Source organism: Mycobacterium persicum (assembly GCF_002086675.1).
Lineage (GTDB): Bacteria > Actinomycetota > Actinomycetes > Mycobacteriales > Mycobacteriaceae > Mycobacterium > Mycobacterium persicum.
Genome location: NZ_MVIF01000035.1, coordinates 21,440 through 46,559, shown reverse-complemented (window position 1 = coordinate 46,559; position 25,120 = coordinate 21,440). Strand labels below are relative to the sequence as shown.

26 protein-coding genes are annotated in these 25,120 nt (G+C 67.1%); 19 read left to right on the top strand and 7 right to left on the bottom strand.

The genetic code is table 11. The annotated features are described in order from the left end of the window. Both BST40_RS30100 and BST40_RS13175 read left to right on the top strand, forming a co-directional pair. The coding region (locus tag BST40_RS30100; protein ID WP_083154464.1) for a hypothetical protein at nt 1-438 on the top strand (438 nt) is incomplete at its 5' end. Nucleotides 439-608: 170 nt separating this feature from the next. Then, nucleotides 609-1,001, top strand: a complete 393-nt coding sequence (locus BST40_RS13175) for a DUF3349 domain-containing protein (RefSeq protein WP_075545818.1) — start codon at nt 609-611, stop codon at nt 999-1,001. On the opposite strand, the gene BST40_RS13170 is transcribed toward BST40_RS13175, so the two are convergent. Next, nucleotides 990-2,030 carry an NAD(P)-dependent alcohol dehydrogenase gene (locus BST40_RS13170; protein ID WP_075545819.1) on the bottom strand — a complete coding sequence of 347 codons (1,041 nt, stop codon included), beginning with the start codon at nt 2,028-2,030 and terminating at the stop codon, nt 990-992. The two genes, BST40_RS13175 and BST40_RS13170, sit on opposite strands and share 12 nt — an antisense overlap. 99 nt (nt 2,031-2,129) lie before the next feature. Further along, on the bottom strand, nt 2,130-3,209 hold the full coding sequence (locus BST40_RS13165; RefSeq protein ID WP_089025128.1) for an iron-siderophore ABC transporter substrate-binding protein: 1,080 nt from the start codon (nt 3,207-3,209) through the stop codon (nt 2,130-2,132). 195 nt (nt 3,210-3,404) lie between these two features. Here BST40_RS13165 and ctaD point away from each other — a divergent pair, with 195 nt between their 5' ends. The 15 genes from ctaD (at nt 3,405) to BST40_RS13090 (ending at nt 19,490) form a co-directional block, all read left to right on the top strand. Next, nucleotides 3,405-5,150 carry an aa3-type cytochrome oxidase subunit I gene (gene ctaD / locus BST40_RS13160; protein ID WP_075545878.1) on the top strand — a complete coding sequence of 582 codons (1,746 nt, stop codon included), beginning with the start codon at nt 3,405-3,407 and terminating at the stop codon, nt 5,148-5,150. A gap of 25 nt (nt 5,151-5,175) precedes the next feature. Next, nucleotides 5,176-6,411, top strand: coding sequence for a phosphoserine phosphatase SerB (gene serB, locus BST40_RS13155; RefSeq protein ID WP_075545821.1), 1,236 nt, complete (start codon nt 5,176-5,178; stop codon nt 6,409-6,411). Between the two features lie 202 nt (nt 6,412-6,613). After that, nucleotides 6,614-6,961: an ArsR/SmtB family transcription factor gene (locus BST40_RS13150; protein WP_075545822.1), complete on the top strand. Its 348-nt coding sequence runs from the start codon at nt 6,614-6,616 to the stop codon at nt 6,959-6,961. Between the two features lie 8 nt (nt 6,962-6,969). After that, nucleotides 6,970-7,449 (top strand): NADH-quinone oxidoreductase subunit B family protein, encoded by a 480-nt coding sequence (locus BST40_RS13145; RefSeq protein ID WP_075545823.1) that lies wholly within the window; start codon nt 6,970-6,972, stop codon nt 7,447-7,449. Further along, a complete protein-coding gene (locus tag BST40_RS13140) occupies nt 7,446-9,422 on the top strand; it encodes a proton-conducting transporter transmembrane domain-containing protein (protein ID WP_075545824.1) in 1,977 nt (658 codons plus the stop codon). Before BST40_RS13145 ends, BST40_RS13140 begins: the two co-directional genes overlap by 4 nt. Continuing rightward, nucleotides 9,419-10,378 carry a respiratory chain complex I subunit 1 family protein gene (locus tag BST40_RS13135; RefSeq protein WP_083044058.1) on the top strand — a complete coding sequence of 320 codons (960 nt, stop codon included), beginning with the start codon at nt 9,419-9,421 and terminating at the stop codon, nt 10,376-10,378. The genes BST40_RS13140 and BST40_RS13135 overlap by 4 nt, the downstream gene beginning before the upstream one ends. Nucleotides 10,379-10,382: 4 nt before the next feature. Further along, a complete protein-coding gene (locus tag BST40_RS13130; RefSeq protein ID WP_083044057.1) occupies nt 10,383-11,042 on the top strand; it encodes a hypothetical protein in 660 nt (219 codons plus the stop codon). Then, nucleotides 11,042-12,508: a proton-conducting transporter transmembrane domain-containing protein gene (locus BST40_RS13125; protein ID WP_075545827.1), complete on the top strand. Its 1,467-nt coding sequence runs from the start codon at nt 11,042-11,044 to the stop codon at nt 12,506-12,508. The genes BST40_RS13130 and BST40_RS13125 overlap by 1 nt, the downstream gene beginning before the upstream one ends. After that, the gene (locus BST40_RS13120; protein WP_371686035.1) at nt 12,505-13,992 is read left to right on the top strand and encodes a hydrogenase large subunit; all 1,488 of its coding nucleotides are present in this window, start codon (nt 12,505-12,507) and stop codon (nt 13,990-13,992) included. The genes BST40_RS13125 and BST40_RS13120 overlap by 4 nt, the downstream gene beginning before the upstream one ends. Nucleotides 13,993-14,105: 113 nt before the next feature. Continuing rightward, nucleotides 14,106-14,978: an ABC transporter ATP-binding protein gene (locus BST40_RS13115; protein WP_089025125.1), complete on the top strand. Its 873-nt coding sequence runs from the start codon at nt 14,106-14,108 to the stop codon at nt 14,976-14,978. Continuing rightward, nucleotides 14,975-15,823: an NUDIX hydrolase gene (locus tag BST40_RS13110; RefSeq protein WP_083154461.1), complete on the top strand. Its 849-nt coding sequence runs from the start codon at nt 14,975-14,977 to the stop codon at nt 15,821-15,823. The genes BST40_RS13115 and BST40_RS13110 overlap by 4 nt, the downstream gene beginning before the upstream one ends. Beyond that, nucleotides 15,820-16,569 carry an enoyl-CoA hydratase gene (locus tag BST40_RS13105; protein ID WP_089025127.1) on the top strand — a complete coding sequence of 250 codons (750 nt, stop codon included), beginning with the start codon at nt 15,820-15,822 and terminating at the stop codon, nt 16,567-16,569. The genes BST40_RS13110 and BST40_RS13105 overlap by 4 nt, the downstream gene beginning before the upstream one ends. Nucleotides 16,570-16,579: 10 nt before the next feature. Further along, nucleotides 16,580-17,554, top strand: a complete 975-nt coding sequence (locus BST40_RS13100) for a class I SAM-dependent methyltransferase (protein WP_075545832.1) — start codon at nt 16,580-16,582, stop codon at nt 17,552-17,554. Next, complete coding sequence (locus BST40_RS13095; RefSeq protein WP_243410721.1) at nt 17,512-18,738, top strand: class I SAM-dependent methyltransferase; 1,227 nt, start codon at nt 17,512-17,514, stop codon at nt 18,736-18,738. Before BST40_RS13100 ends, BST40_RS13095 begins: the two co-directional genes overlap by 43 nt. 71 nt (nt 18,739-18,809) lie before the next feature. Continuing rightward, a complete protein-coding gene (locus BST40_RS13090; RefSeq protein ID WP_083154459.1) occupies nt 18,810-19,490 on the top strand; it encodes an esterase in 681 nt (226 codons plus the stop codon). A 3-nt stretch (nt 19,491-19,493) separates the two neighbouring features. Here BST40_RS13090 and BST40_RS13085 read toward each other — a convergent pair whose 3' ends face one another. Together BST40_RS13085 and BST40_RS13080 are read right to left on the bottom strand one after the other, a co-directional pair. Next, nucleotides 19,494-19,880 (bottom strand): hypothetical protein, encoded by a 387-nt coding sequence (locus tag BST40_RS13085; RefSeq protein WP_075545834.1) that lies wholly within the window; start codon nt 19,878-19,880, stop codon nt 19,494-19,496. Between the two features lie 16 nt (nt 19,881-19,896). Continuing rightward, complete coding sequence (locus tag BST40_RS13080; protein ID WP_075545835.1) at nt 19,897-21,162, bottom strand: outer membrane protein assembly factor BamB family protein; 1,266 nt, start codon at nt 21,160-21,162, stop codon at nt 19,897-19,899. 230 nt (nt 21,163-21,392) lie between these two features. Here BST40_RS13080 and BST40_RS13075 point away from each other — a divergent pair, with 230 nt between their 5' ends. Further along, complete coding sequence (locus BST40_RS13075) at nt 21,393-22,130, top strand: acyltransferase (RefSeq protein ID WP_075545836.1); 738 nt, start codon at nt 21,393-21,395, stop codon at nt 22,128-22,130. Nucleotides 22,131-22,273: 143 nt separating this feature from the next. Here the strand turns inward: BST40_RS13075 and BST40_RS13070 are convergent, their stop codons facing one another. Together BST40_RS13070 and BST40_RS13065 are read right to left on the bottom strand one after the other, a co-directional pair. After that, nucleotides 22,274-22,729 carry a nitroreductase/quinone reductase family protein gene (locus BST40_RS13070; RefSeq protein WP_240316606.1) on the bottom strand — a complete coding sequence of 152 codons (456 nt, stop codon included), beginning with the start codon at nt 22,727-22,729 and terminating at the stop codon, nt 22,274-22,276. Nucleotides 22,730-22,968: 239 nt separating this feature from the next. Further along, the gene (locus BST40_RS13065) at nt 22,969-23,646 is read right to left on the bottom strand and encodes a TetR/AcrR family transcriptional regulator (protein ID WP_082275268.1); all 678 of its coding nucleotides are present in this window, start codon (nt 23,644-23,646) and stop codon (nt 22,969-22,971) included. Between the two features lie 81 nt (nt 23,647-23,727). Here BST40_RS13065 and BST40_RS13060 point away from each other — a divergent pair, with 81 nt between their 5' ends. Then, nucleotides 23,728-24,498, top strand: a complete 771-nt coding sequence (locus BST40_RS13060) for an MBL fold metallo-hydrolase (protein WP_075545838.1) — start codon at nt 23,728-23,730, stop codon at nt 24,496-24,498. Between the two features lie 12 nt (nt 24,499-24,510). Here BST40_RS13060 and BST40_RS13055 read toward each other — a convergent pair whose 3' ends face one another. Beyond that, on the bottom strand, nt 24,511-25,056 hold the full coding sequence (locus BST40_RS13055) for an anti-apoptotic protein (protein ID WP_075545839.1): 546 nt from the start codon (nt 25,054-25,056) through the stop codon (nt 24,511-24,513). Nucleotides 25,057-25,120 lie beyond the last annotated feature (64 nt).

Genomic DNA, 25,120 nt, shown 5'->3' with positions numbered 1-25,120 from the left:
GCTGCCGAGCCCGCCGTTGCCGCCGGCGCCGCCATCGGGTGGTTCGGAAACTGCGGGGCCGGTGGGGCCGGCGGGCAGGGCGCGTTAGGTTCCAACGGCACGGGCGGCATAGGCGGGGCCGGCGGTCGCGGTGCTCTGCTTATTGGCGACGGCGGCGCCGGCGGCAACGGCGGGGTCGGCAGCTTGGTCGCCGGCGACGGCGGCGCCGGCGGCACCGCGGCGCTGATCGGCACCGGCGGCGCCGGCGGAGTCGGCGGGCAGAACTCGAACGCCGCCGGTAAGGGCGGGAACGGCGGTAGCGGCGGCAACGCCCAGTGGATCGGTGACGGCGGCGGCGGAGGTGACGCCGGAATTGGGGCTGGTGGCAACGGTACCGGCGGCACCGGCGGCACCGGTGGAACGCTGTTGGGCTTGCCCGGGATAACGGGGCTGATGTAGACCGGCGGGCCGCGATCACGGATGGCTTGCGGGCATCGGGTCAACAGTGCGCGATACGACGACTGGGAGTTCTCAGGCCGGACATGTGCTGGCCGTGAACGGCGGATGAATTGTCGACACGTCATCGCCTGACGGTGGCGCGGTGATACACCTACCGTGACACTGTTTGGGTGACGAAAACCTCGCATGCCCATCCTCATTTTCTGCGGTCGGTCATCCGGTGGCTGCAGACCGGCTACCCCAACGGCGTCCCGGGACCCGACCGGGTGCCGTTGCTGGCGTTGTTGCGCAGCACGCCGTTGACCGAGGAGCAGGTCAAGGAAGTGGTGCGCGACCTCACCGCCGACGGATCGCCGGCCACAGCCGACGGTGTGATCAACCGTGACGAGATCGCCGAATTCATCTCCGGCGTGACGCACCACGACGCCGGGCCGGAGAACATTCAACGAGTAGCCGGCAGGCTCGCCGCTGCGGGCTGGCCGCTGGCCGGCATCGACGTCAGCGAGGTCGTTCCCGGCGATGACAACGCCCAGGCAGCGGAGGAGGTTGCGTCACAGGCGTGAGATATCGATGACGAAGCGGTAGCGCACGTCGCTGGCCAGCACGCGCTCGTAGGCTTCGTTGACGTAATCCGGTTCGATGAGTTCGATCTCGGGCGTGACGCCGTGTTCGGCGCAGAAATTCAGCATCTCCTGGGTCTCGGTGATGCCACCGATGTTCGATCCGGAGAGGCTGCGCCGCATCAGCGCCAGCGCAAATGCCGGCACCGGCATGGGGTGTTCGGGGATGCCCAGCTCGACCATGGTGCCGTCGACGTCGAGCAGGTTCAGGTAGTCGCCGAGGTTCAGGTTCGCCGAGACGGTGTTCAGGATCAGATCGAAGCTGCCACGCAACGTGCGAAAGGTGTCGGGGTCGGAAGTGGCGTAGTAGTGTCCGGCGCCCAGCCGCAACCCGTCTTCCATCTTCTTCAGGGATTGCGACAGCACCGTCACCTCGGCGCCCATGGCGGCGCCCAGTTTGACGCCCATGTGGCCGAGTCCGCCCAGGCCGATAATGGCCAGCCGGGTGTCGCGGCCGGCCTTCCAGTGCCGTAGCGGCGAATACAGCGTGATACCCGCGCACAGCAGTGGCGCCGCGGCGTCCAATGGCAGCGCGTCGGGGATGCGCACCACGAAGTTTTCGTCGACGACGATCGCCTCGCTGTACCCGCCCTGTGTGGACTGGCCGTCCTTGCCGATCGAGTTATAGGTGAAGGTCGCTCCGGGCTTGCAGTACTGCTCGAGCCCGGCCAGGCAGCTGCTGCACTGGCCGCAGGAGTCGACCAAGCAGCCCACGCCGACGCGCTCGCCCACCTGGAATTTGGACACCTCGGAGCCCACCTCGGTCACCACGCCGGCGATCTCATGCCCAGGAACCACCGGGTAATTCGGCTGGCCCCACTCGGCCTTGACGGTGTGGATGTCGGAGTGGCAGATACCGGCGAACTTGATGTCGATCACCACGTCGTGCGGGCCTGGCTCCCGCCGGTCGATCGTGGTCTTGGTCAGCGGTTCGGTCGCCGAGAAGGCGGCATAGGCGGAAACAGTGCTCATACGACATCCTTATCAAGGTCCAGCTGGGGCCGTAAAAAGCTTAGCTAAGTTAAGGTTTTCGGACTAGGTGACGGCGATCACGTCCAGGGGCGAGCAGCTTCAGTTGATCGGTGCGTTGATCCAGCGCAGGTCGTCGACGATGCCACGGGCGGCCACCAGGCCCTCGCCCGTCTGCCATATCTCGTCGTTGACGACGAAGACCCGGTTGTCGCGATTGGCGGACAGCTTGCGCCAGGAGTCACTGTCGAGGATGGTCCACGCGCGTTCGGTGGCCTTCGGCGACGCACACGAGACGTAGACGATGTCGGCGTCGGCAGCGGAGAAGTCCGTCCCCCTGGCCAGGTCGGCATCGGTGGCGCCGATCTCGATGTAAGCCTTGTCGGTGAACCGTTGCGCCGCCGGCCGGTCCACTCCTACCGCGCTCAGCACGTTGGCCGGAAAGTTGCGGGCGCCGTATACCCGCATCGTGTTGGCGGTCAGCTGGACAATCGACGCCTGGAAGTGGGTCGCGTCATGCTTGGCCCCGACCTCCCGCGCCCGCTGGGTGAACGCGCTGAGCAGCGATTCCACCGCGGCGCTGCGGGCCGTGGCAGCCCCGACGCCGCGCAGGTTGTCCTCCCACGCGGCGCCCGGCGCTGCCGTGAACACGGTCGGGGCGATAGCCGCCAGCTGCGGGTACAAGTTCGGTGTCACCGCCACCGAGCCCAAAATCAAGTCCGGCCGGGCCGCGGCGATAGCTCGCAGATCCGGGGAATTGTGGGTGCCCACCCCGGGCAGGTCGTGCACCGTCTTGCCCAGATAGGACGGCTGACTCGAGGAGCCGTCCGGCAACGCGGCACCGACCACCCGTGTCTGCAGTCCCAGCGCACACAGCGCGTCGAGCTGGTCGCCGGAGAGCACCACGATGCGTTGCGGATCGGCGGGAACCTGCGCCACGTCCGGGTTCACGCCGGCAGCGTTGTGGGCTTGTCGAGTCGGCGGCCCGGGATCGGCCGCGGCCGCCTCCCGCGCACACGATTCGTCGGGTTTCCGAGAGTTTCCCAGCACCCCGGCGCCCGCGATTTGGGTCGTGGGTGTGACCATTGATCGCGTCGCCGTTGTGGGGGGCTGGTCGGCGCCGCAACCGGTGCACGTCGCAACCAGCGCCGCCAATGATGCAGCGGCCAGACCCCGTCGCACCGCGCCGAATTGCACGCGTCCGACGTTAACACCCGGCCAGTCGGGAAGGGTCTGCCCAAGCGCCTTCGAGGCACCCGGACACCGATTACGACAGTTTGTAGGACCAAGGCCTGCCGGCGGCGTGGTGGCGGGCTAAGATTCCTGTCAAAGTGAGGTATTAAGACCCTATCCGCGCCGGGATTCTTGGAGGAGCAGTTGACTGCCGAAGCGCCGCCCTTGGGACAACTCGAGGCCATCCGTCCATATCCGGCCCGCACCGGCCCTAAAGGGAACCTGGTCTACAGGCTGGTCACCACCACCGATCACAAGCTGATCGGCATCATGTACTGCGTCGCCTGCTTCGTCTTCTTCTTCATCGGCGGTCTGCTGGCGCTGCTGATGCGTACCGAGTTGGCGGTGCCCGGTCTGCAGTTCCTGTCCAACGAGCAATTCAACCAGCTGTTCACCATGCACGGCACGATCATGCTGCTGTTCTATGCCACCCCGATCGTGTTCGGCTTCGCCAACCTGGTGCTGCCGCTGCAGATCGGCGCGCCCGACGTGGCATTCCCGCGGCTGAACGCCCTGTCGTTCTGGTTGTTCGTGTTCGGCGCCACGATCGCGATGGCTGGATTCATCACACCCGGCGGGGCGGCCGACTTCGGCTGGACTGCCTACACGCCGTTGAGTGACGCCGTCCACTCACCCGGTGCCGGCGGCGACCTGTGGATCTTGGGCCTGGGGGTCGCCGGTCTAGGCACCATCCTGGGTGCCGTCAACATGATCACCACGGTGGTCTGCATGCGCGCACCGGGGATGACGATGTTCCGGATGCCGATCTTCACCTGGAACATCCTGGTGACGTCCATCTTGGTGCTGATCGTGTTCCCGCTGCTCACCGCGGCGCTGTTCGGGCTGGCCGCCGACCGTCACCTGGGGGCGCACGTCTACGACGCGGCCAACGGCGGAGTCATGTTGTGGCAGCACCTGTTCTGGTTCTTCGGCCACCCCGAGGTGTACATCATCGCGCTGCCGTTCTTCGGAATCGTGAGCGAAATCTTCCCGGTGTTTTCCCGTAAGCCGATCTTCGGTTACACCACGCTGATCTACGCGACACTCTCGATCGCCGGGTTGTCGGTGGCGGTGTGGGCGCATCACATGTTCGTCACTGGCGCCGTACTGCTGCCGTTCTTCTCCTTCATGACGTATCTGATCGCGGTACCGACCGGGATCAAATTTTTCAACTGGATCGGCACCATGTGGAAGGGGCAGCTGACCTTCGAGACGCCGATGCTGTTCTCCGTCGGCTTCGCGGTCACCTTCCTGGCCGGCGGTCTGACGGGAGTTCTGCTGGCCAGCCCGCCGCTGGACTTCCACGTCAGCGACACCTATTTCGTGGTCGCCCACTTCCACTACGTGCTATTCGGCACCATTGTCTTCTCCACCTTTGCGGGTATCTACTTCTGGTTCCCGAAGATGACCGGGCGGCTGCTCGACGAGCGGCTGGGCAAGCTGCACTTCTGGTTGACGTTCATCGGGTTCCACACCACATTCCTGGTGCAGCACTGGCTCGGTGACATGGGGATGCCGCGCCGCTACGCCGACTACCTGTCCACCGACGGCTTCACCAGCCTGAACATCGTTTCGACGATCGGGGCTTTCATCCTGGGCGCGTCGATGTTCCCGTTCGTCTGGAACGTCTTCAAGAGCTGGCGGTATGGCGAGGTCGTCACCGTCGACGACCCCTGGGGATATGGCAACTCGCTGGAGTGGGCGACCAGCTGCCCGCCACCGCGGCACAACTTCACCGAGCTGCCCCGTATCCGCTCGGAGCGTCCGGCGTTTGAGTTGCACTATCCGCACATGGTGGAACGGCTTCGCGCCGAAGCCCATGTCGGACGCGCCCACGGCCCGGAGGACGGCGACGTCACCAGAGCAGACGACGTCAGCGTCCGCTCCTGATGCGTGGTACCGGAGGCCGCAACGGGTGACCACGTCGCCCAAAGTGTCGGTGCTGATCACGGTCACCGGCCATGATCAGCCCGGTGTGACGTCTGCGCTCTTCGAGGTACTGGCCAAACACGGTGTTGAGCTGCTCAACGTCGAACAGGTGGTGATCCGCGGCCGGCTCACCCTGGGAGTCCTGGTTTCCTGCGCACCGGAAGTCGCCGACAATGCGGCGTTGCGCGGCGACGTCGAAGCCGCCATTCACCGGATAGGCCTGGACGTGACGGTCGAGCGCAGCGACGACGTGCCGATCATCCGAGAACCGTCGACCCACGTGATCTTCGTGCTCGGCCGCCCGGTTACCGCCGGGGCGTTCGGCGCGGTGGCCCGGGAGGTGGCGGCGTTGGGCGTCAACATCGACTTCATCCGCGGCATCTCCGACTATCCGGTCACCGGGCTGGAGTTGCGGGTATCGGTGCCGCCCGGAGCCTATGGCCCGCTGCAGAGTGCCCTGACGAGGGTGGCTGCCGAAGAGAGTGTCGACGTGGCGGTCGAGGACTACGGGCTGGCCTGGCGCACCAAGCGGCTCATCGTTTTCGACGTCGATTCCACGCTGGTCCAGGGCGAGGTCATCGAGATGCTGGCGGCGCGCGCCGGTGCCGAGGGAGCGGTGGCGGCGATCACCGAGGCCGCCATGCGCGGCGAGCTGGATTTCGCGCAGTCGCTGCACCAGCGGGTGGCCACGTTGGCGGGATTGCCGGCGTCGGTGATCGACGACGTCGGCGCGCAGCTGCAGCTGATGCCCGGTGCGCGGACCACGCTGCGCACGTTGCAGCGGCTGGGTTTTCGCTGTGGCGTGGTCTCCGGCGGCTTCCGACGGATCATCGAGCCACTGGCCAGGGAGCTGAACCTGGACTTCATGGCGGCCAACGAGCTGGAGATCGTCGACGGGATACTCACCGGCCGGGTGGTCGGCCCCATCGTCGATCGACCGGGCAAGGCCACGGCACTTCGCGACTTCGCCGAGCAGTTCGGGGTGCCGATGGAGCAGACCGTCGCCGTCGGCGACGGCGCCAACGATATCGACATGCTGGCCGTCGCCGGGCTTGGCATTGCGTTCAACGCCAAGCCGGCGCTGCGGGAGGTGGCCGACGCCTCGCTGAGCCACCCGTACCTGGACACGGTGCTGTTTCTGCTGGGCGTGACCCGCGGTGAGATCGAAGCCGCCGACGCGCTCGACGGCGTGCTGCGCCGCGTCGAGATCCCGCCGGATTAGGTGCTGCCGAGCAGACTGGCCGAGCAGACATAGAATCGCACGAAATCAGCGATTTCGATGCGATTCTATGTCTGCTCGCCGGGCAGGGCGACCCGACAGATGATCGCCTCGGCGAGCGGTGCCGCCCAACAGTTGATAAAGTGTTCAATTGTTAAATTGACGTATGTCTGAATTGCAAAAGTTTTAGTCGATGTGAGGTCAGGTGTCGGAGCCGCTATACAAGCTGAAGGCCGAGTTCTTCAAGACGCTGGGGCATCCGGCCCGGGTCAGGATTCTGGAACTGCTGTCCGAACGAGACCACGCCGTGGCAGAGCTGTTGCTCGAAGTGGGCCTGGAGTCGTCCAACCTGTCTCAGCAGCTGGGCGTGCTGCGCCGGACGGGGGTGGTGACGGCACGCAAGGACGGCAACACGGTTATCTACTCGATCACCTCACCGCTGATCGCTGAACTGATGGCCGTGGCCCGCCGGGTGCTGACCGGGATGCTCAGCGGCCAAGTAGCAATGCTCCAAGACCTGCGCGCGGGCGGCCCGGCGGCGGACCGGCAGTAGGTCCGGGCATGGGTTGGATCGGCAGAATCATGCGACTCGGCCGCGTGGCCGAAAACGCGGGACCGGTGCCTGAGCCGACCGTCGGCCCGCCAGCCGGGGTGCGCGGCTCCCTGCAGGTGCGCCATGTCGACGCGGGCTCGTGTAACGGCTGTGAGGTGGAAATCTCCGGGGCATTCGGACCGGTCTATGACGCCGAGCGGTTCGGCGCCCGGTTGGTGGCTTCGCCGCGCCATGCCGATGCGCTGCTCGTCACCGGGGTAGTGACCCGGAATATGGCCCAGCCGCTGCGGAACACCTTGGCTGCGACACCGGCGCCCCGCCTGGTCATCGCCTGCGGTGACTGCGCGCTCAACCGCGGTGTGTTCGGCGACGCGTATGGCGTGGTCGGTTCCGTCGGTGAGGTCATCCCGGTCGACGTCGAGATACCGGGATGTCCACCCTCGCCTGACCAGGTGGTCATGGCCCTGCGGTCGGTGACGCGCAGGTGACCGCGACTTTCGCGGACGCGCCGCCCGAACACTCGGTGACGTTGCGCCGCAACACAATAGGCGCCTTAGCCGCGGGCGCCGTAACGACGGCCCTCGGTATATTGGGAATTGCGTTGGGGCTCAACGGCGTGTTCGGTGCGCTGCCACGAGCGCGGGTCGAGTGGCTGGTGCCGATGATCGGCGTCGACCTGGATGTGAGCCGGTTGGGCGCGTTCTTTATGGCGCTGACCGGTGCGGTAGCCGTCGTCGTCGGCGTTTACAGCATCGGATACGCACGCCTGGAACGGGCCGGCGCCGTCGCGCTCACGGCGCTTCCCGTTTTCGTCGGTGCGATGCTGCTCGTTCCGGCCGCCGGCTCGGTGACCACCTTCCTCCTGGCGTGGGAATTGATGGCGCTCAGTTCGCTCGTCCTGCTGCTTACGAATCATCGCCGTAGCGAAGTTCGCTGCGCCGCAATGTACTACGCGGTGATGACCCAGTTGGGCTTCGCCGCGATCCTGCTGGCCCTGATGGCGCTGGCGGCAGCCGCCGGAACGGATCGGTTCGCCGACATGGCCGAGATCCCGGACGGAGTACGCAACGCCGTGTTCGTGCTGACGCTGGTGGGTTTCGGTTCCAAAGCCGGCCTGCTGCCGCTGCACGCCTGGCTGCCGAGAGCGCACCCGGAAGCGCCCAGCCCCGCATCGGCATTGATGAGCGCCGCCATGGTCAACCTGGGCATCTACGGCCTGATCCGCGTCGATGTGCAGCTCCTGGGACCCGGCCCGAGGTGGTGGGGCGTGGCCCTGCTGGCGGTCGGCGCTGTCACCGCGTTGTACGGGGTGCTGCAGGCCTCGGTGGCCGCCGATCTCAAACGGCTGCTTGGGTTTTCGACGATCGAAAACATGGGGCTGGTCACCCTTGCTCTTGGGGCAGCCACGCTGTTGTCGGCGGCCGGGGTCGCCGCGGCGGCCGTGATCGCGATGACCGCGGCGCTGTTGCACCTGGCCGCCCACGCCGCATTCAAAAGTCTCGGGTTCTTGGCGGCCGGGTCGGTGTTGCTGACAACTGGACTGCGCGACCTCGATAAGCTGGGCGGTCTGGCCCGGAAAATGCCTTACACCACAGTCTTTTTCGGCATTGCCGCATTGGGTGCCTCGGGGCTGCCGTTGGGCGCCGGGTTCGTCAGTGAATGGCTGCTGGTGCAGTCGCTGATCCACGCACGTCCCGAGCACAACACCGTCGTGGGGTTGGTGACTCCGCTGGGCGTCGGCGCGGTGGCGCTGACCACCGGCTTGGGTGTGGCCGCGATGGTGAAGGCGTTCGGCACCGGATTTTTGGCGCGACCGCGTTCGGAGGCGGCGGCTCACGCGCGCGAGGCATCGCCCAGCATGCTCGCCGGCATGGCAGTCGCCGCCGTTGGCTGTGTCGTGGTTGCCGTGGCGCCGTTCTTCCTCGCCGACACCCTGCAGTCGGTGCTCGACACCCTGCCCGCGTCCCAGCACGCCGATCTCACCGGCCTGGGTCCGATGCTGCGATTGCCCGGCATTGACGGCTCGATCGCGCCGGGCCTGCTGGCGGTGGCCCTGGCCCTCGCCGTCCTGATCGTACTGGCGGTTGCCCGCTGGGGCTCGCGTCGCCGCCCGGACTCCGTGAGGTCGCCATTATGGGCCTGCGGCGCCGACGAACTCAGCTCGCGCATGCAATACACGGCGACGTCGTTCGCCCAACCACTGCAGCGGGTCTTCGACGACGTGTTGCGGCCCGACACCGGCATCGAGGTGACTCATTTGGAGCACACCCGCTACCACGTGGAAAAGATCGCCTACCGTGCCGAATTGTCCGATGCCATCGAGGATCACGTCTACGCGCCGGTCTTGCGGACCGTCGCACGATGCGCACAAGCGATTCGGTGCGCGCACAACGGAAGCGTGCACCGCTACCTCGGCTACGGAGCGCTCGGGGTCCTGGTCGTCTTGGTGGTCGCGCGATGAATGCTCTTTCCGCGGTTGCCGGCGCAGCGCAGATCGGTGCGGTCATGACCGGGGCACCACTGGTCGTGGGACTGATGCGGCAAGTCCGGGCCCGAGCCGAGGGGCGTTGCGGTGCAGGTGTTTTGCAGCCCTGGCGGGATCTGCGTAAACAGCTGCGCAAGCAACAGGTCACCCCGGACGGCACCACGCTGGTGTTCGCGGCGGCACCGGCGGTGGTCGCGGCCACCACCTTGCTGATAGCGGCGATTGCGCCGCTGGCCGCGACCGGCTCACCCCTTGACCCGGTCGCTGACCTGTTCGTGGTCGTGGGCCTGTTGTTCCTCGGCACCGTCGCCTTGACGTTGGCGGGAATCGACACCGGTACCTCGTTCGGCGGTATGGGCGCCAGCCGGGAGATCACCATCGCGGCCCTGGTGGAACCGACCATTCTGCTTGCCGTCTTCGCGCTGTCCATCCCCGCGGGGTCGGCCAACCTCGGCGCCATCGTCGCGTTTAGCCTCCAGAATCCCGCGGAAGTGGTGTCGCTGGCCGGAATTCTGGCATTCGTCGCCCTGGTGATCGTCGTCATCGCCGAAACCGGACGCCTCCCGGTGGACAATCCCGCCACCCACCTGGAACTGACCATGGTGCACGAGGCGATGGTGCTCGAATACGCCGGACCAAAGCTTGCGCTGGTGGAGTGGGCCAGCGGCATGCGACTCACCGTGCTGCTGGCCCTGCTGGCCAACCTCTTTTTCCCCTGGGGAATCGCAGGTGACAGGCCGAGCTTGATCGGCGTGGCGATAGGCGTCGCGGCGGTCGGCATCAAGGTCGCCGTGGCCGCGGTCGTCCTGGCCGGCGCGGAGGTCTTCATCGCCAAGCTACGACTATTCCGGGTGCCCGAGCTGCTCGCCGGCTCGTTCCTGTTGGCCCTGTTGGCCGTGACATCGGCCAACTTCTTTACGGCCCAGGCGTGACGGCATGACCGAGCTCAACTATGCGGGCGTGCTGGACCTCGCGCCGGGCGGGCTGATACTGACCGCGGTGCTGATCGTATGGCGGCGTGACCTGCGCTCCATCGTGCGGCTGCTGGCGGCCCAGGGCGTCGCCCTGGCAGCGATTCCGATCATCGTCGGCGGCCACTCCCATGACTGGGAACTGGTCGGGGTCGGGGTCGCGCTGCTCGTGTTGCGCGGGGCGGTGCTGCCGGCGCTGCTGGCCAACGCGCTCGGTGCCGAAGATGCGCCGCGCGAGGCGACGCCGCTGATCAACACCACGGCGTCGCTACTGATCGCGGCGGGCCTGACGGTGGTCGCGCTGGCAGTCGCGCGACCGGTGGTGGCACTGGACTCCGATGCGGCGGTCAGCGCCGCCCCGGCGGGCCTGGCGGTGGTGCTGATCGCCTTGTTCGTGATGGTGACCCGACGGCACGCCATCTCGCAGGCCGCCGGATTCCTCATGCTGGACAACGGGATTGCGGCTACCACATTCTTGCTGACCGCCGGGGTGCCGCTGATCGTCGAATTGGGCGCCTCTCTGGATGTGCTGTTCGCGTTGATTGTGCTCGGCGTGTTGACCGGACGACTGCGCCGGATGTTCGGTGGCACCGATTTGGACCGGCTGCAGAGATTGCGAGACTGATGACTGTTCTGATGCTGGTGCCGATACTTGCGCCGCTGTTCGCGGCCGTCATCGCGATGGCAGGCGGTTGGCGCCGGTGGACGGCAACGCTGACCGTGTTGTCGGCGGTGGCCGTGCTCGCCTCGGGTGTGGCGCTTGGTGTTCAGACGGCAGCCCGACCGAGGGTCGTGCTGGCGGGGATGCTGCGCGTCGATGCGCTCTCGGTGACCATGCTCATCGTCATCGGCGTGGTCGGCACCTTGGCCACCTGGGCAAGCATCGGATACCTCGACTCAGAACTCCAGCACGGTCACACCGACCTCCGTGACGCGCGGCGGTACGGTGCGCTGACGCCGGCGTTCCTGTCGGCGATGGCGGTCGCCGTGTGCGCCAACAACATTGGCGTGATCTGGGTCGCGGTGGAAGCCACCACCGTGATCACGGCCTTCCTGGTCGGGCACCGTCGTACCCGCACCGCGTTGGAGGCCACCTGGAAGTACGTGGTGATCTGCTCGGTCGGTATCGCCGTGGCGTTTCTCGGTACCGTCCTGTTGTATTTCGCGGCCCGGCACGCCGGCGCCGTCGGCGCGACGGCGCTGGATCTCGAAGTCTTGACGGCCCACGCCGGCCACCTCGACCCGGCCGTTACCCGGCTGGCCGGCGGGCTGCTGCTGATCGGATATGGCGCCAAAGTCGGGCTGGTTCCGTTTCACGGATGGCTGGCCGACGCGCACAGCCAAGCGCCGGCACCGGTGTCGGCGCTGATGAGTGGAGTGCTGCTCTCGGTAGCTTTTTCGGTGCTGATCCGGCTACGGCCGATCATCGACGCCGCGACGGGGCCTGGCTTCCTGCGCTCCGGTCTCCTGACGGCCGGCCTCGCGACAGTCCTTATCTCAGCGTTGTTGCTCACTGTCACAACGGATCTCAAGCGTATGCTGGCATACTCGTCGATGGAGAACATGGGGCTGATCGCGATCGCGGCGGCCGCGGGCACCAAACTGGCGATCGCGGCTTTGCTGCTGCATGTGCTTGCGCACGGCATCGGCAAGACGGTGCTGTTTCTGGCCGGGGGGCAGTTGCAGGCCGCGCACGACTCGACGGCAATCGGCGACATCACCGCGGTGCTGTCGCGGTCCCGGTTGGTCGGGTGGTCGTTCGCCGTCGGCGTCATCGCCTTGCTGGGGTTACCGCCCTTCGCGACGTTCGCCAGCGAGGTGTCGATCGCTCGATCGCTCGCCAATGCCGGGCTGTCCTGGGTGCTCGGTGTCGCGCTGCTGTTGATGGTGGTGGCTTTCACCGCTGTGGCGGGCAACGCGCAGCGGATCCTGCTCGGAGTGCCGAGCGCCGGGGCTGCGCGGATCGCCGTGCCCGCCACGGTGGCGGCCGCGCTGGCGACCGGCGTCATGGCGTCGGTTGCGCTGGGTATTACGGCGGGCCCGCTTGCCGGGTTGTTCAATGCGGCCGCCGGCCAGTTCGGGACGGGTTGATGCAGCGAACCATGGTGCGGCGAAAGGTATCCGGTGACGAACTCGCCCGGGCGGTGAGCGAGTTGCTGGCGGCCGGCTATCGTCTGGCCCTGGTGGCCGCGCATGACGACGGCGACACCCTGAGGATCGTCTACCTGCTGCTGGCGGGACAGCCGGACCGCCGCGTGGAGCTAACCTTGACCACCGACGCGGCAACCCCGTGGGCTCCGTCCCTGGGGCACCTGTCGATCCCCGCGGGTCGCTTCGAGCGGGAGATGATGGACCTGTACGGGGTTGTGCCGCAAGGACATCCGCAACCGCGGCGGCTGGTGCGGCATGGGCATTGGCCCCAGCAGTGGTATCCGATGCGCCGTAACGCCGGTGAGCCGCCGCCGTTTCCGAACGCCGGCCGGTTTCCGTTCCTGACCGTCGACGGGCCGGGCGTCTACGAAATACCGGTCGGGCCGGTGCACGCCGGCTTGATCGAGCCGGGGCATTTCCGGTTCTCGGTCATCGGCGAATCGGTGTTGCGGCTCAAGGCTCGATTGTGGTTCGTGCACCGCGGTATCGAGAAACTCTTCGAGGCACGAAACGCGCTCGGCGCCATCGGGTCGGTCGAACTTGCCGAGCGGATCAGCGGTGACAGCGCGGCTGCCCATTCCCTGGCGTACAGCCTGGCCGTCGAGGACGCGTTGGGATTCGACGCGCCCGAGCCGGTGCACCGGCTGCGGGCCCTGCTGGTCGAACTGGAACGGCTCTACAATCACGCCACCGATCTGGGTGCGCTGGCCAACGACGTCGGTTTTGCCCTGGCCAACGCCCACGCCCAGCGCGTTCGGGAACGGCTGCTGCGGATCAACCGGCGGGTCACCGGACATCGCCTGCTGCGTGGCGCGATCCGGCCCGGCGGCGTGGTGCTGCAAGAGCTTCCCGAACCCGACGAATTGCGTGCGCTGGCACACGAGGTCGCCGAAATCAGCGACCTGACACTGCGCAACACGGTGGTCTATGACCGGTTTGCCGATACCGCTGTGCTGACGCGTGACGACGCGGATGCCGTCGGGTGTCTCGGGTATGTCGCTCGGGCCAGCGGCATCGCCACCGATTCGCGCCTCGATCACCCGACCACCACGCTGCCGGTCACCGCGGTACCCGGCAGCGGCGGTGACGTACTGGCCCGCTACACAATTCGGCGTGACGAATTCGCCGCATCGGTCGCGCTGGCCTGCACGCTGATCGAGGATCACCGCGGCCCGTTGCGATGCGACGCGTCGCTGACGGCGACACCCGGCAACTCCGGGGTGGGCATCGTCGAAGGCTGGCGCGGCACGGTCGTACACCGGGTGGAAGTCGACGACGCGGGCCGCATCACCCGATGCAAGATCGTCGACCCTTCGTGGTTCAACTGGCCCGCGTTGCCGGTCGCCATGGCCGACACGATCGTCCCGGACTTTCCGCTTGCCAACAAGAGCTTCAACCTGTCCTATGCGGGCAACGATCTCTAGCGGCCGAGCAGACTGGCCGAGCAGACATAGAATCGCACGAAATCAGCGATGTCGATGCGATTCCGCGTCTGCTCGCGGGGGCGGGGCGACCCGACAGCTACCCCACGAGGGCGGTGCGGCACGATTGGCGGGTGCCCGAATCCGGCTCACCAGCTGACCAGGAGACAGCCGATCCAGACCTGCTGATCGACTTCAGGAATGTCTCGCTGCGCCGCAACGGGCGCACCTTGGTGGGGCCGCTGGATTGGGCTGTCGAACTCGACGAACGCTGGGTGATCATCGGCCCCAACGGGGCCGGCAAGACATCGCTGCTGCGCATCGCCGCGGCAGCCGAGTACCCGTCGACCGGAGTCGCATTCGTGCTCGGTGAACGGCTCGGCCGAGTTGATGTGTCGGAGCTGCGTGCCCGGATCGGGCTGAGCTCGTCGGCCCTGGCGCAGCGGGTGCCCACCGACGAAGTGGTGCGCGACCTCGTCGTCTCGGCCGGATATGCCGTATTCGGCCGGTGGCGGGAGCGCTACGAGGACCTCGACTACCGGCGTGCCGTCGACATGCTCGAGAGCCTGGGCGCCGAACACCTTGCCGACCGCACCTACGGCACGCTGTCCGAAGGTGAGCGCAAGCGGGTGCTGATCGCCCGTGCGCTGATGACAGATCCGGAACTGCTGCTGCTCGACGAACCCGCCGCGGGCCTGGACCTGGGCGGCCGCGAGGAGTTGGTGGCGCGGCTGGCCGACCTCGCCGCGGACCCGGACGCGCCCGCGCTGGTGCTGGTCACCCACCATGTGGAGGAAGTCCCGCCCGGTTTCAGCCACTGCCTGTTGCTGGCCGAAGGCCAGGTGGTCGCGTCCGGCCTGCTGCCCGACGTGCTGACCGCGGAAAACCTGTCCACGGCGTTCGGCCAGCAGATCGCCGTGGACGTCGTCGACGGGCGATACTTCGCCCGGCGGGTCCGCACCCGCCCAGCCCATCGGAGGCAGCCATGAACTCACCGTCGGAGCAGGGGCCCCTGGTACCCCGGCCCGCAGCGACCGTGATGCTAGTCCGCGACGCGGAGCCGGGCTCGGGGGCCGGCTTGTCCGTTTTCCTGATGCGGCGGCACTCCGCCATGGATTTCGCGGCCGGGGTGATGGTCTTTCCCGGCGGCGGCGTCGACGACCGGGACCGCAATGCCGACTTGGGCGGGCAGCGGGCGTGGGCCGGCCCGCCGCCGCTGTGGTGGGCGCAGCGCCTGGGCACCGAGCCCGATCTTGCCGAGGCGTTGGTGTGCGCGGCGGCTCGGGAGACGTTCGAGGAATCGGGTGTGCTGTTCGCCGGACCGGCCGATGACCCGAACAGCATTGTCCGCGACGCCTCCGTATACAGCGAGTACCGCGCCGCCCTGGCCGACCGCACGCTGTCCTTCGCGGACTTTCTGGGCCGCAACGATCTGGTGCTGCGCTCCGACCTGCTGCGGCCCTGGGCGAACTGGGTCCCCCCGGAGGCCGAGCTCACCCGTCGTTACGACACCTATTTCTTCGTCGGAGCGCTGCCCGAAGGACAGCGTGCCGACGGTGAGAACACCGAGTCCGACCGGGCCGACTGGACGCTGCCCCAGGACGCCATCGACGACTTCGCTGCCGGGCGAAACATCCTGCTGCCGCCCACCTGGACCCAACTCGACGCGCTGGCAGGCCGCACGGTGGCCGACGTGCTGGCCGTGCAGCGCACGATTGTGCCGGTGCAACCCAACCTCGCGCTGCAGGGGGACAACTGGGAGATCGAGTTCTTCGACTCCGACCGCTACAACCAGGCCCGGCGCTCCGGCGGATTCACCGCGTGGCCGCTGTGAGGGAGTTCGTCGGCGTCGTCGCCAACGAGGGCCTGGCCACGTTGGTGGTGTCGCGACCGCCGACCAACGCGATGACCCGTCAGCTCTACCGGGAAATCGCTTCCGCGGCAGATGATTTGGGCCGCCGCGAGGACGTCGCCGCAGTCATCGTGTTCGGCGGCCATGAGATCTTTTCCGCCGGCGACGACATGCCCGAGCTGCGCACACTGACCGCCGCGGAGGCCGATACCGCCGCGCGGGTGCGGCGCCAGGCCATCGACGCCGTGGCCGCGATCCCGAAGCCGACGGTGGCCGCGATCACCGGGTACGCGCTGGGCGCCGGTCTGACCCTGGCGCTGGCCGCCGACTGGCGGGTCAGTGGCGACAACGTGAAGTTCGGGGCGACGGAGATTTTGGCCGGACTGATCCCCGGCGGCGGCGGCATGGCGCGCCTGACCCAGGTGACCGGTCCCAGCAGGGCCAAGGAGCTGGTGTTCAGCGGGCGCTTCTTCGACGCCGAGGAGGCCTTGGCGCTGGGGCTGATCGACGACATGGTGGCGCCCGACCACGTCTATGACGCCGCCGTCGGCTGGGCGCGCCGCTTCATCGACGGCCCGCCGCTGGCGATGGCCGCCGCCAAGGCCGTCATCAACGACGTCCTCGAACTGGAACCGGCGCTGCGACCCGCCGCCGAACGGCGTCGTTACGTCGAGGTGTTCGCCGAAAGTCGAGGCGGTGGCGGCAACGGCGACGACGCCGGCCGTTAGGCTTCCCGGTATGACGAGCAGTTCGACCGACGTCGTGCCCAACCCGCACGCCACCGCCGAACAGGTGGAAGCCGCCCGGCATGACAGCAAGCTCGCCCAGGTCCTCTACCACGACTGGGAAGCCGAGAACTACGACGAGAAATGGTCGATTTCCTACGACCAGCGCTGTGTCGACTACGCCCGCGGCCGGTTCGACGCCATCGTGCCCGACGAGGTGTTGAGCGAACTGCCTTACGACCGGGCGCTGGAACTGGGCTGCGGCACCGGGTTCTTTCTGCTCAACCTGATCCAGGCGGGGGTTGCCCGGCGTGGGTCGGTCACCGACCTCTCACCAGGCATGGTCAAGGTCGCGGTCCGCAACGGGCAGTCCCTGGGGCTGGAGATCGACGGCCGGGTGGCAGACGCCGAGGGCATCCCGTACGACGACAACACCTTCGACCTGGTGGTCGGGCATGCGGTGCTGCACCACATTCCCGATGTGGAGCTGTCGCTGCGCGAAGTGATCCGGGTATTGAAGCCGGGCGGCCGCTTCGTCTTCGCGGGCGAGCCGACCACCGTCGGCAACGGATACGCCCGTGCCCTGTCCACCCTGACGTGGCGCGTCGCGACCAACGTCACCAGGTTGCCCGGGCTGGGCAGCTGGCGACGGCCCCAGGCCGAGCTCGACGAATCCTCACGCGCCGCGGCGCTGGAGGCCATCGTCGACCTGCACACGTTCACCCCGGCCGACCTCGAGCGGATGGCCGCCAATGCCGGCGCGGCGCAGGTCCAGACCGTCAGCGAGGAGTTCACCGCCGCGATGTTCGGCTGGCCGGTCCGGACGTTCGAGGCCTCGCTGCCGCCCGGTCGCCTGGGCTGGGGCTGGGCGAAGTTCGCCTTCACCGGCTGGAAGGCGCTGAGCTGGGTGGACGCCACCCTGTGGCGGCACGTGGCGCCGAAGGGCTGGTTCTACAACGTGATGGTCACCGGGGTCAAGCCGTCCTGAGTGTCGGCCTTGCGTTCACTTCTGACGACGTCGGTTACCTGCGCTCGGAGCCGGGTGCTGCCGCGCTGGCCGCGGTCGCCGAGTTCGAGCTGAGCGCCGCCACCCGGGTCGCCGACACCACCGCGGTGCGCGCCCGGTTCGGCGAGCGGGCGCCGATTCTGGTCGAGACCACGCTGTTACGGCGGCGCGCTGCAGACAAGCTGGCCGATCTGGGCGACGTCTCCAATTGGCTGTTCACCGATGAGGCGCTGCAGCAGGGCACGGTCGCGGCGGTGGCGCTGCATCGCGCCCGGCGGCTGGCCGGTCGGGTGGTGCACGACGCGACGTGTTCCGTCGGAACCGAGCTGGCCGCGCTGCGCCGGACGTCGGAGCGGGCGGTGGGCAGCGACATCGACCCCGTCCGGTTGGCGATGGCGCGCCACAACCTGGGACCCGATGCCGACCTGTGTCGCGCCGACGCCCTGCACCCGGTGACCCGGGACGCGGTCGTCGTCGTCGACCCGGCGCGTCGCCGTGGCGGGCGCCGGCGCTTGCGCCCGGCCGACTACCAACCGGCGCTGGGCCCGCTGCTGGCGACCTACCGAGGCCGGGAGCTCGTCGTAAAGTGCGCTCCCGGAATCGGTTTCGATCAGCTGAGCCGGCTCGGATTCGAGGGCGAAATCGAAGTGACCGCCTACCGCGGCTCGGTCCGGGAGGCGTGCCTGTGGTCGGGCGGATTGGCTGCGCCGGGCGTGCGGCGTCGGGCCAGCATCCTCGACAGCGGCGAACAGGTCACCGACAGTGAGCCCGACGATTGCGGGGTGCGACCCGCCGGGCGGTGGATCGTCGATCCCGACGGGGCCGTCGTCCGGGCCGGCCTGGTCCGCCACTACGGCGCCCGGCACGGGCTGTGGCAGCTCGACCCCGACATCGCCTACCTGTCCGGTGACCGGCTGCCCGCCGGCGTGCGCGGTTTCGAGGTGCTCGAGCAGCTGGCGTTCGACGAGCGCCGGTTGCGCCAGGCACTGGCTGCGCTGGATTGCGGGGCGCTGGAGATCCTGGTCCGCGGCGTGCAGGTGGATCCCGACGCGCTGCGGCGACGGCTGCGGTTGCGTGGTGGCCGACCGCTGTCGGTGGTCATCACCCGGATCGGTTCGGCGGCCGCCGGCCGTGGGACCGCCTTCGTATGCTGCCCGTCTCGGTAGTGGCCGGGTACGCTGGCGGCGATCACCCTTGGCGGCGCCACTGCCCGAAGGTCTGCGAGGAACATTCGACAATGCGTCATCTGATAGCGGTCGCAGTGCTGGCTGCTGCGGTCCTGTTGGTTTGCCCGGCGGCCGCAGCACCGCCGGCCTGTGCCAGCCTCGGCGGTTCGGTCGAGGCAGCGCAGATGTGCCACATCCATGCGACAGGCTCCAGCTACACACTGGACATCACCTACCCCGTCGACTACCCGGACCAACAGGCGCTGACCGACTACATCACGCAGAACCGCGACGGATTCGTCAACGTGGCGCAGGGGTCGCCACGCCGCGACCGGCCCTACCAGATGGACGCCACCGCCGAACAACACAGCGCCGGCCAGCCACCACACAACACCCGCAGCGTGGTGCTCAAGTTCTTCCAGGATCTCGGTGGCGCACATCCGTTCACCTGGTACAAGGCCTTCAACTACAACCTCGGGACGAAACAACCCATCACCTTCGACACGCTGTTTGTGCCCGGCACCACGCCGCTGGACGCGATCTTTCCGATCGTGCAACGGGACCTGGAACACCAGACCGGGCTTTCAGTGGTGACGCCCTCCAGCGGGCTCGATCCGAGCCACTACCAGAACTTCGCCATCACCGACGACGACGTGATTTTCTACTTCGCCCAGGGCGAGCTGCTGCCGTCGTATGCCGGAGCAACTCAAGTCCAGGTGCCGCGCAACGCTATCCCGGCGTTGGCGATCTGAGGCTTACACCGGGCCGGCCAGCGATTCCATCGCTGCCGCCGCGCCGCCCAACGCCAGCTGCGCCACGCACCCGACGATCGGTACGAAGAAGGCCACGGTGCGCCGCGCGAGACGCGACACGGTGACCACCAGGTCGGCGACGAAGATCGCGATGCCGGCCCACAATCCCAACCTGATGGCGCGGTCCACCCAGGCCGGATCGCCACAGGGCTGAGCACCGCACGGGTCGGTGCCCATCACCAGCATGCCCAGCACCAGCATCGTCGCCACGAACAATAGGGCGTGCAGCGCCAGCAGCAGGATCGCGACCGTGATATCCAGCGCCCGGTGGGCGGGGTTGCGGCGGTTGGACAGAGCCGCGTTCGCCGTGGCCGCATCGTCGGTAGACATCGACCAAGTATGGCCGTTAAGCCGGCGCGAAGCTGTAGACCTGGCCGTCGCTGGTGGCGGTTACCACCCGGCGGTCATACCCGATCGAGACGCCGACCGGATATCCGGTGGCCGCCGGCAGCGGATAGCTATTGATCGTGTGACCGTTGGCCGGATTGAAAACCAGCAACGACAAACCCGGTCCGCCGTCGTGGGGTGGACCGGCAACCACGGTGTAGCCGACCTCGCTCCCGCCCAGGCTGGACGTCGACAACGGCGTGACGTCGTCGCGTCGCCAGGCCTGGTCGGCATGGTCGCCGGCGTCGCGGAAGGCCACCAGCTGGGTGTCGGGACCGCCGCCGGACACGATCAGGCCCTCCGGGGTGACCGTGGGCGGTGTCTGCGCCAGAAATCCCAGCGGCGCCGACCATTTGACCTTGCCGTCGGCGGCGTGCAGGGCCCACAGGTGTTGGTCGCGGCCGTTGACGTAGACCGTCGCTCCGTCGGCAGAAAGCACCGGACTGGCGAGCACCCCGTCTTTGACGGCATCACTGGCCCACTCACGGACCAGCTGCTGGTCACGCAGTTTGAGGCCGACCAGCCCCGCTCCCGGTGCCCCCGGCTGCCAGACACCGAGCACAACGGTCCCGTTGACCCCCGAGAATGCCGGGGCAGCGGCGACCGGGCAGCCCATCCGCGCCGGCGCGCAGTCGGCCAATCCGCGCATCGGATCGGCCGGGTCGACGCCCTCGACCAGATCCACCGGGCTGCCGACGACTTTGCCGCGGTGGGTATCGAACACCAGTATCTGTCCGAGGTGGGTTGCGACGAGCAGGTGGCCGTGCCCGACGAATCGGGGAGTGGTCGGCATCCCGATCACCGGTTGGCGCCAGCGTGTCCACTGGGTAACCGGAAAGGCCACGATCGCACCCGGCTGTCCGACGTAGAGGTTGTCGAAGCCGTCCAGCAACGGGCCGGCGAACCCGCCGCCCTGCACCAGCCGGACACACCAGCGCTGGCGGCCGTTGTTGTTGTTCTCCCACTCCATCAGCGAACAACCGGCCGGGGTCTGCGCGTTGATCGCCAGGTAGCCGCGCGCACTCAGCGCCGGCCCGGCCGCGAGGCTGCCCTTCACCGAACGCGTCCACGCCAGCTTGAGCTTGCTGGCGCCGCTCGTGCCGGTGTAGCTGCTGTTGGCGGCATCGCCGTACTGCGCGGGCCAGCCCAGCGCCGGCGCCGCATCCACCCAGGAATCTGTGTTGCCGCAACCGCTGAGCCCGACCGTGAGCACGGCGGCGAACATGGCTGTCAGGAGACGTCGCGCACGCACCTTGACCTTTCGCAGTCCTTACGCAGGGTTCCCCAATACCTTCCGCAACGTTGGTCGCCGGCAGCCGGGTCCGGCCGTTCGGCATAGCGGCCATCGGGTACAGGTGAGGGTAACCCGTGGCGGCTCGGGTGTGCCGTGCCCCCACATCCGGACGCTGCGCGTCCCGCTCGATAGCTCCGCGTCGTCAGGCTAGGCTTCCGGCCATGACGTCCATGTGGGGTGCGCCGCTGCATCGCCGCTGGCGTGGTGCGCAATTGCGGGACCCGCGCCAGGCCAGATTCCTCACGCTGGCATCGCTGAAATGGGTACTGGCCAACCGCGCCTACACCCCGTGGTATCTGGTGCGTTACTGGCGGCTGCTGAAGTTCAAGCTGGCCAACCCGCACATCATCACCCGGGGCATGGTGTTCCTCGGTAAGGGTGTGGAGATCCATGCGACGCCGGAGCTGGCCCAGCTCGAGATCGGCCGCTGGGTGCACATCGGCGACAAGAACACCATTCGCGCTCACGAGGGCTCGCTGCGCTTCGGCGACAAGGTGGTGCTCGGCCGGGACAACGTCATCAACTGCTATCTCGACATCGAGATCGGGGACTCGGTGCTGATGGCGGACTGGTGCTACGTCTGTGACTTCGACCATCGGATGGACGACATCACGTTGCCGATCAAGGACCAGGGGATCGTCAAGTCGCCGGTCCGTATCGGGCCCGACACGTGGGTCGGTGTGAAGGTGACGGTGCTGCGGGGCACGTCTATCGGACGCGGCTGCGTGCTGGGATCGCACGCCGTGGTCCGCGGCGTCGTCCCCGATTATTCGATCGCCGTCGGCGCTCCCGCCAAGGTGGTCAAGAACCGGCGGGTGGCCTGGGATGCGTCGGCCGCGCAGCGCGCCGAACTGGCTGCCGCACTGGCCGATATCGAACGCAAGAAGGCGGCCAGATGAGGTGGCGCCAACAGCGCTTCATCGGGGTACCGCTCGCTCGCACCGGGTCACGCGACGGCGCTCCGAATTGCCGCTCAGTTGGCTAAGAAATCGCCATCGATCAAAGTCGCATCGCTGCACGGAACCTCGTTGGGTCCGGCTTTTCAGCTTCGTCGGGTCAACAAGATGACCGGGATGACGCGGCCTTGTGTCTGCTGCTCATAGTCGGCGAAGCCGGGAGCCAGCGCCTTCTGGCGATTCCATATGTCGTCGCGTTCGGTGCCGGTCAGTTCGCGCGCCGTAACTGCGATCGTCTGGACACCGTCGCTAGTGCCAATCTCGATCGCCGCCGCGGGATGCGCCTTCAAGTTGTAATACCAATCCGGGTTCCTGGGTGTGCCGGCTCGGCTGGCGAATATGGCCCAGTCGTCGCCGACAGGCAGATATGCCACCGGATTGAGGCGTTCTTGACCAGACTTCGCTCCGACCGAGTGCAGAATAAGCAGTGGTGCCTCGCCGAAGGCAGCGACCTTGCCGCGGTTGGCGCGAAACTCTTCGATGTTGCGGCTGTTGTAGTCACCCATCGCATCCGGGTTGTTGACCATCTCAGCAGAATCCATCGGGGCTCCTATTGCGGACGAGGACGCGAGAAAGATCGCGCGGCAACAACCGTACGCGCAGCTTCGATGCTGCGCTTGATGCCGATCAGAGCGCCTTGGATAACTGGTGAGCGGCCAGGCGAATGCGATGAGTTCACTGCGAACTGCCCAGAGGTGGACCATGGCGGCGCGGCGCCAAGCCCGCAGACGTGGTGTAAGAGTTCGTTCGATCGCGTGATTCGGTGCAGCTCGCGTGACCACTAAAGATCACTCACGGGCAACGGCTTTGACTCGCCATCCGTGCTCGCGGCGGCGCAATTCGCTGACATGCTCAAGACTTCGGCAGCGGTGTGGGCTAATTCCTCGAGAATCCGACGGTCGGCTCCTGCGCGGGCGCGCAGCGCCAGGCTATGCAAAGCCGCTCCGGCAAGCCGCCCCTGCGCGGCGGCATTGGTGGTCGGCGGTAGCTGCCCGCTGGCGATCGCGGCATCGAAACGCTCGGTGAAAGCGGCATCGATGGCACTCAAGATTTCTGCGAGTCGGTCACGAATATCTTTGTCGCTGAACGACTCTGCCGACGCGGTACAGACCGCCAGACAGCCGCGGCCCGGTCCTGGTTGAGTGGTGTACAGGTCGACGCTGGACAGGTAAGCGGCCAGCAGGTCGTCGCGAAGCTGCCCACCAGCGTTCAGCGATGCCGTGAATTCGGTGCGCATCCGGTGCCCGAAATGGTCCAGCGCCGCCAGATACATCGACTTCTTGTCGCCCAGAGCGGTGTACAGACTCGGCCGTGTGACGCCAGCCGCGCGTGCCAGATCGTCGAGGGAAGCGCTGGAGTAGCCGCGCTCCCAGAACACCGACAGCACCGCCTCCAGCACTCGGTGCTCGTCGAACTGACGCGGTCGTCCCCGGGGGCGCCGTGGCGAGATGTTTTTCATGCCGATCCGCTCGAAAATATTGACAACGCAATTTTATTGCGAAACAGTAGCAAAATACATTCCGCCGTAGGAGTAGCTGTCATGTTGATCAAGCACAATCCATTCGCTTCGCCACGGCCCGGTGATGAGGTGTTGGCCGGCATCCATCTGCTGGGGACTCGGCGAGTGAACTTCTACGCCGTCACCGAGGGTGACGCGGTGACACTGGTGGACTGCGGGTTCGACGGACACCGCCGTTACCTGGCCGCCTGGCTCGAGAGGACAGGTAGGCGGCAGTCCGACGTCGAGGCAGTCATCCTGACGCACGGTCACGCCGACCATGTCGGGTTCGCTGAGCGGTTGCGGCGCAAGGGCGTTCCCGTCTACTTGCACGACGCCGATGCCGCCTTCGCGCAGAGCTCCCGGGGCCGACTGCCCCCACAGCGGTTACGGCGACGCATCTGGAGGCCCGCAGCACTCGGCTTGCTCGGTGAAGCCGCCTGTGACGGTGTATTCGTTCAGCCGCTGCTGAAATCGGTAAACCGCGTAGGGTGCGGCTCACCGTTGGATGTACCGGGAAGACCGGTGCCGCTGTTCGTCGGCGCCCATTCGGCCGGCTCCGTCGTATTTCATCTGCCCGGACAAGCGGCGCTATTCACCGGCGACGCGCTGATGACCCGCGATCCCATGTTCTTCGGTCACGACCGCCCGATCGTCTTCGCCGAGCACACCGCCAACAATGCGGCGACGGTGTCCGTACTGAGACACCTCACTCCCTACATGGATGACGCTCTGCTGCCCGGCCACGGCGACCCATGGACCTTCGCCGGTGGCGTCGGTCAGGCGGTTCAACAGGCCGAAATAGCCGCCTGAGACTAAGCCGGCCTATTCGGGGTGGTCATCGACCTTGAAGTCGAAGTTGACATCGCCGGCGTCGACGCCGGTGACGGTCACGTTGACGCCGTACTTATCGCTGCCGTCGGTGAGTTGGCAACGCAGTGTGGCTCCCTCGACGCCCTTGAGGTTGTCGGGGCAGGTCACCGAATCAGGTCGTCGGCCCACCTGCTGCGTCAGCTTGTTGCTGATGATGGAGGCGACCTGGTTCTTGTCGACGGTCTCCACCATGTCGAACTTGACGTCCTTGCCTTCGACACTGGTTACGGTGACGTTGACGTTGTAGGTCGAGTCTTTGACTTTCATCTCGCAGTTCAGCTGCGCACCGACCTTGGCCGGCAGGTCACCCGGGCAGGTCACGGATTCGGGCTTGTTACCGGCGGCGTCGGTCATCTTGGCTCTGATCTGGTCGGCGACGTCGCTCTTGCTCACCGAATGCGACGACGATCCGATCGAACATGAGCAGGCTCCGGCGCTGGCCATCAGCCCCAAGGCAGCGCCTGAGATCAGCAACGCGCGAACGATCGAGTGAGCCATATCGCCTCCCTGCTTGGAACACTGGGACAACTGTGAATCGGCTGATAATGACATGCCAAACAGC

Excerpts from the sequence above, each read along its gene's own strand:
- BST40_RS13170 (WP_075545819.1), bottom strand. The coding sequence starts at position 2,030 with ATGAGCACTGTTTCCGCCTATGCCGCCTTCTCGGCGACCGAACCGCTG.
- BST40_RS13145 (WP_075545823.1), top strand. The coding sequence starts at position 6,970 with ATGGGTTGGATCGGCAGAATCATGCGACTCGGCCGCGTGGCCGAAAAC.
- BST40_RS13135 (WP_083044058.1), top strand. The coding sequence starts at position 9,419 with ATGAATGCTCTTTCCGCGGTTGCCGGCGCAGCGCAGATCGGTGCGGTC.
- BST40_RS13130 (WP_083044057.1), top strand. The coding sequence starts at position 10,383 with ATGACCGAGCTCAACTATGCGGGCGTGCTGGACCTCGCGCCGGGCGGG.
- BST40_RS13125 (WP_075545827.1), top strand. The coding sequence starts at position 11,042 with ATGACTGTTCTGATGCTGGTGCCGATACTTGCGCCGCTGTTCGCGGCC.
- BST40_RS13110 (WP_083154461.1), top strand. The coding sequence starts at position 14,975 with ATGAACTCACCGTCGGAGCAGGGGCCCCTGGTACCCCGGCCCGCAGCG.
- BST40_RS13100 (WP_075545832.1), top strand. The coding sequence starts at position 16,580 with ATGACGAGCAGTTCGACCGACGTCGTGCCCAACCCGCACGCCACCGCC.
- BST40_RS13090 (WP_083154459.1), top strand. The coding sequence starts at position 18,810 with ATGCGTCATCTGATAGCGGTCGCAGTGCTGGCTGCTGCGGTCCTGTTG.
- BST40_RS13085 (WP_075545834.1), bottom strand. The coding sequence starts at position 19,880 with ATGTCTACCGACGATGCGGCCACGGCGAACGCGGCTCTGTCCAACCGC.
- BST40_RS13080 (WP_075545835.1), bottom strand. The coding sequence starts at position 21,162 with ATGTTCGCCGCCGTGCTCACGGTCGGGCTCAGCGGTTGCGGCAACACA.
- BST40_RS13075 (WP_075545836.1), top strand. The coding sequence starts at position 21,393 with ATGACGTCCATGTGGGGTGCGCCGCTGCATCGCCGCTGGCGTGGTGCG.
- BST40_RS13070 (WP_240316606.1), bottom strand. The coding sequence starts at position 22,729 with ATGGATTCTGCTGAGATGGTCAACAACCCGGATGCGATGGGTGACTAC.
- BST40_RS13065 (WP_082275268.1), bottom strand. The coding sequence starts at position 23,646 with ATGAAAAACATCTCGCCACGGCGCCCCCGGGGACGACCGCGTCAGTTC.
- BST40_RS13060 (WP_075545838.1), top strand. The coding sequence starts at position 23,728 with ATGTTGATCAAGCACAATCCATTCGCTTCGCCACGGCCCGGTGATGAG.
- BST40_RS13055 (WP_075545839.1), bottom strand. The coding sequence starts at position 25,056 with ATGGCTCACTCGATCGTTCGCGCGTTGCTGATCTCAGGCGCTGCCTTG.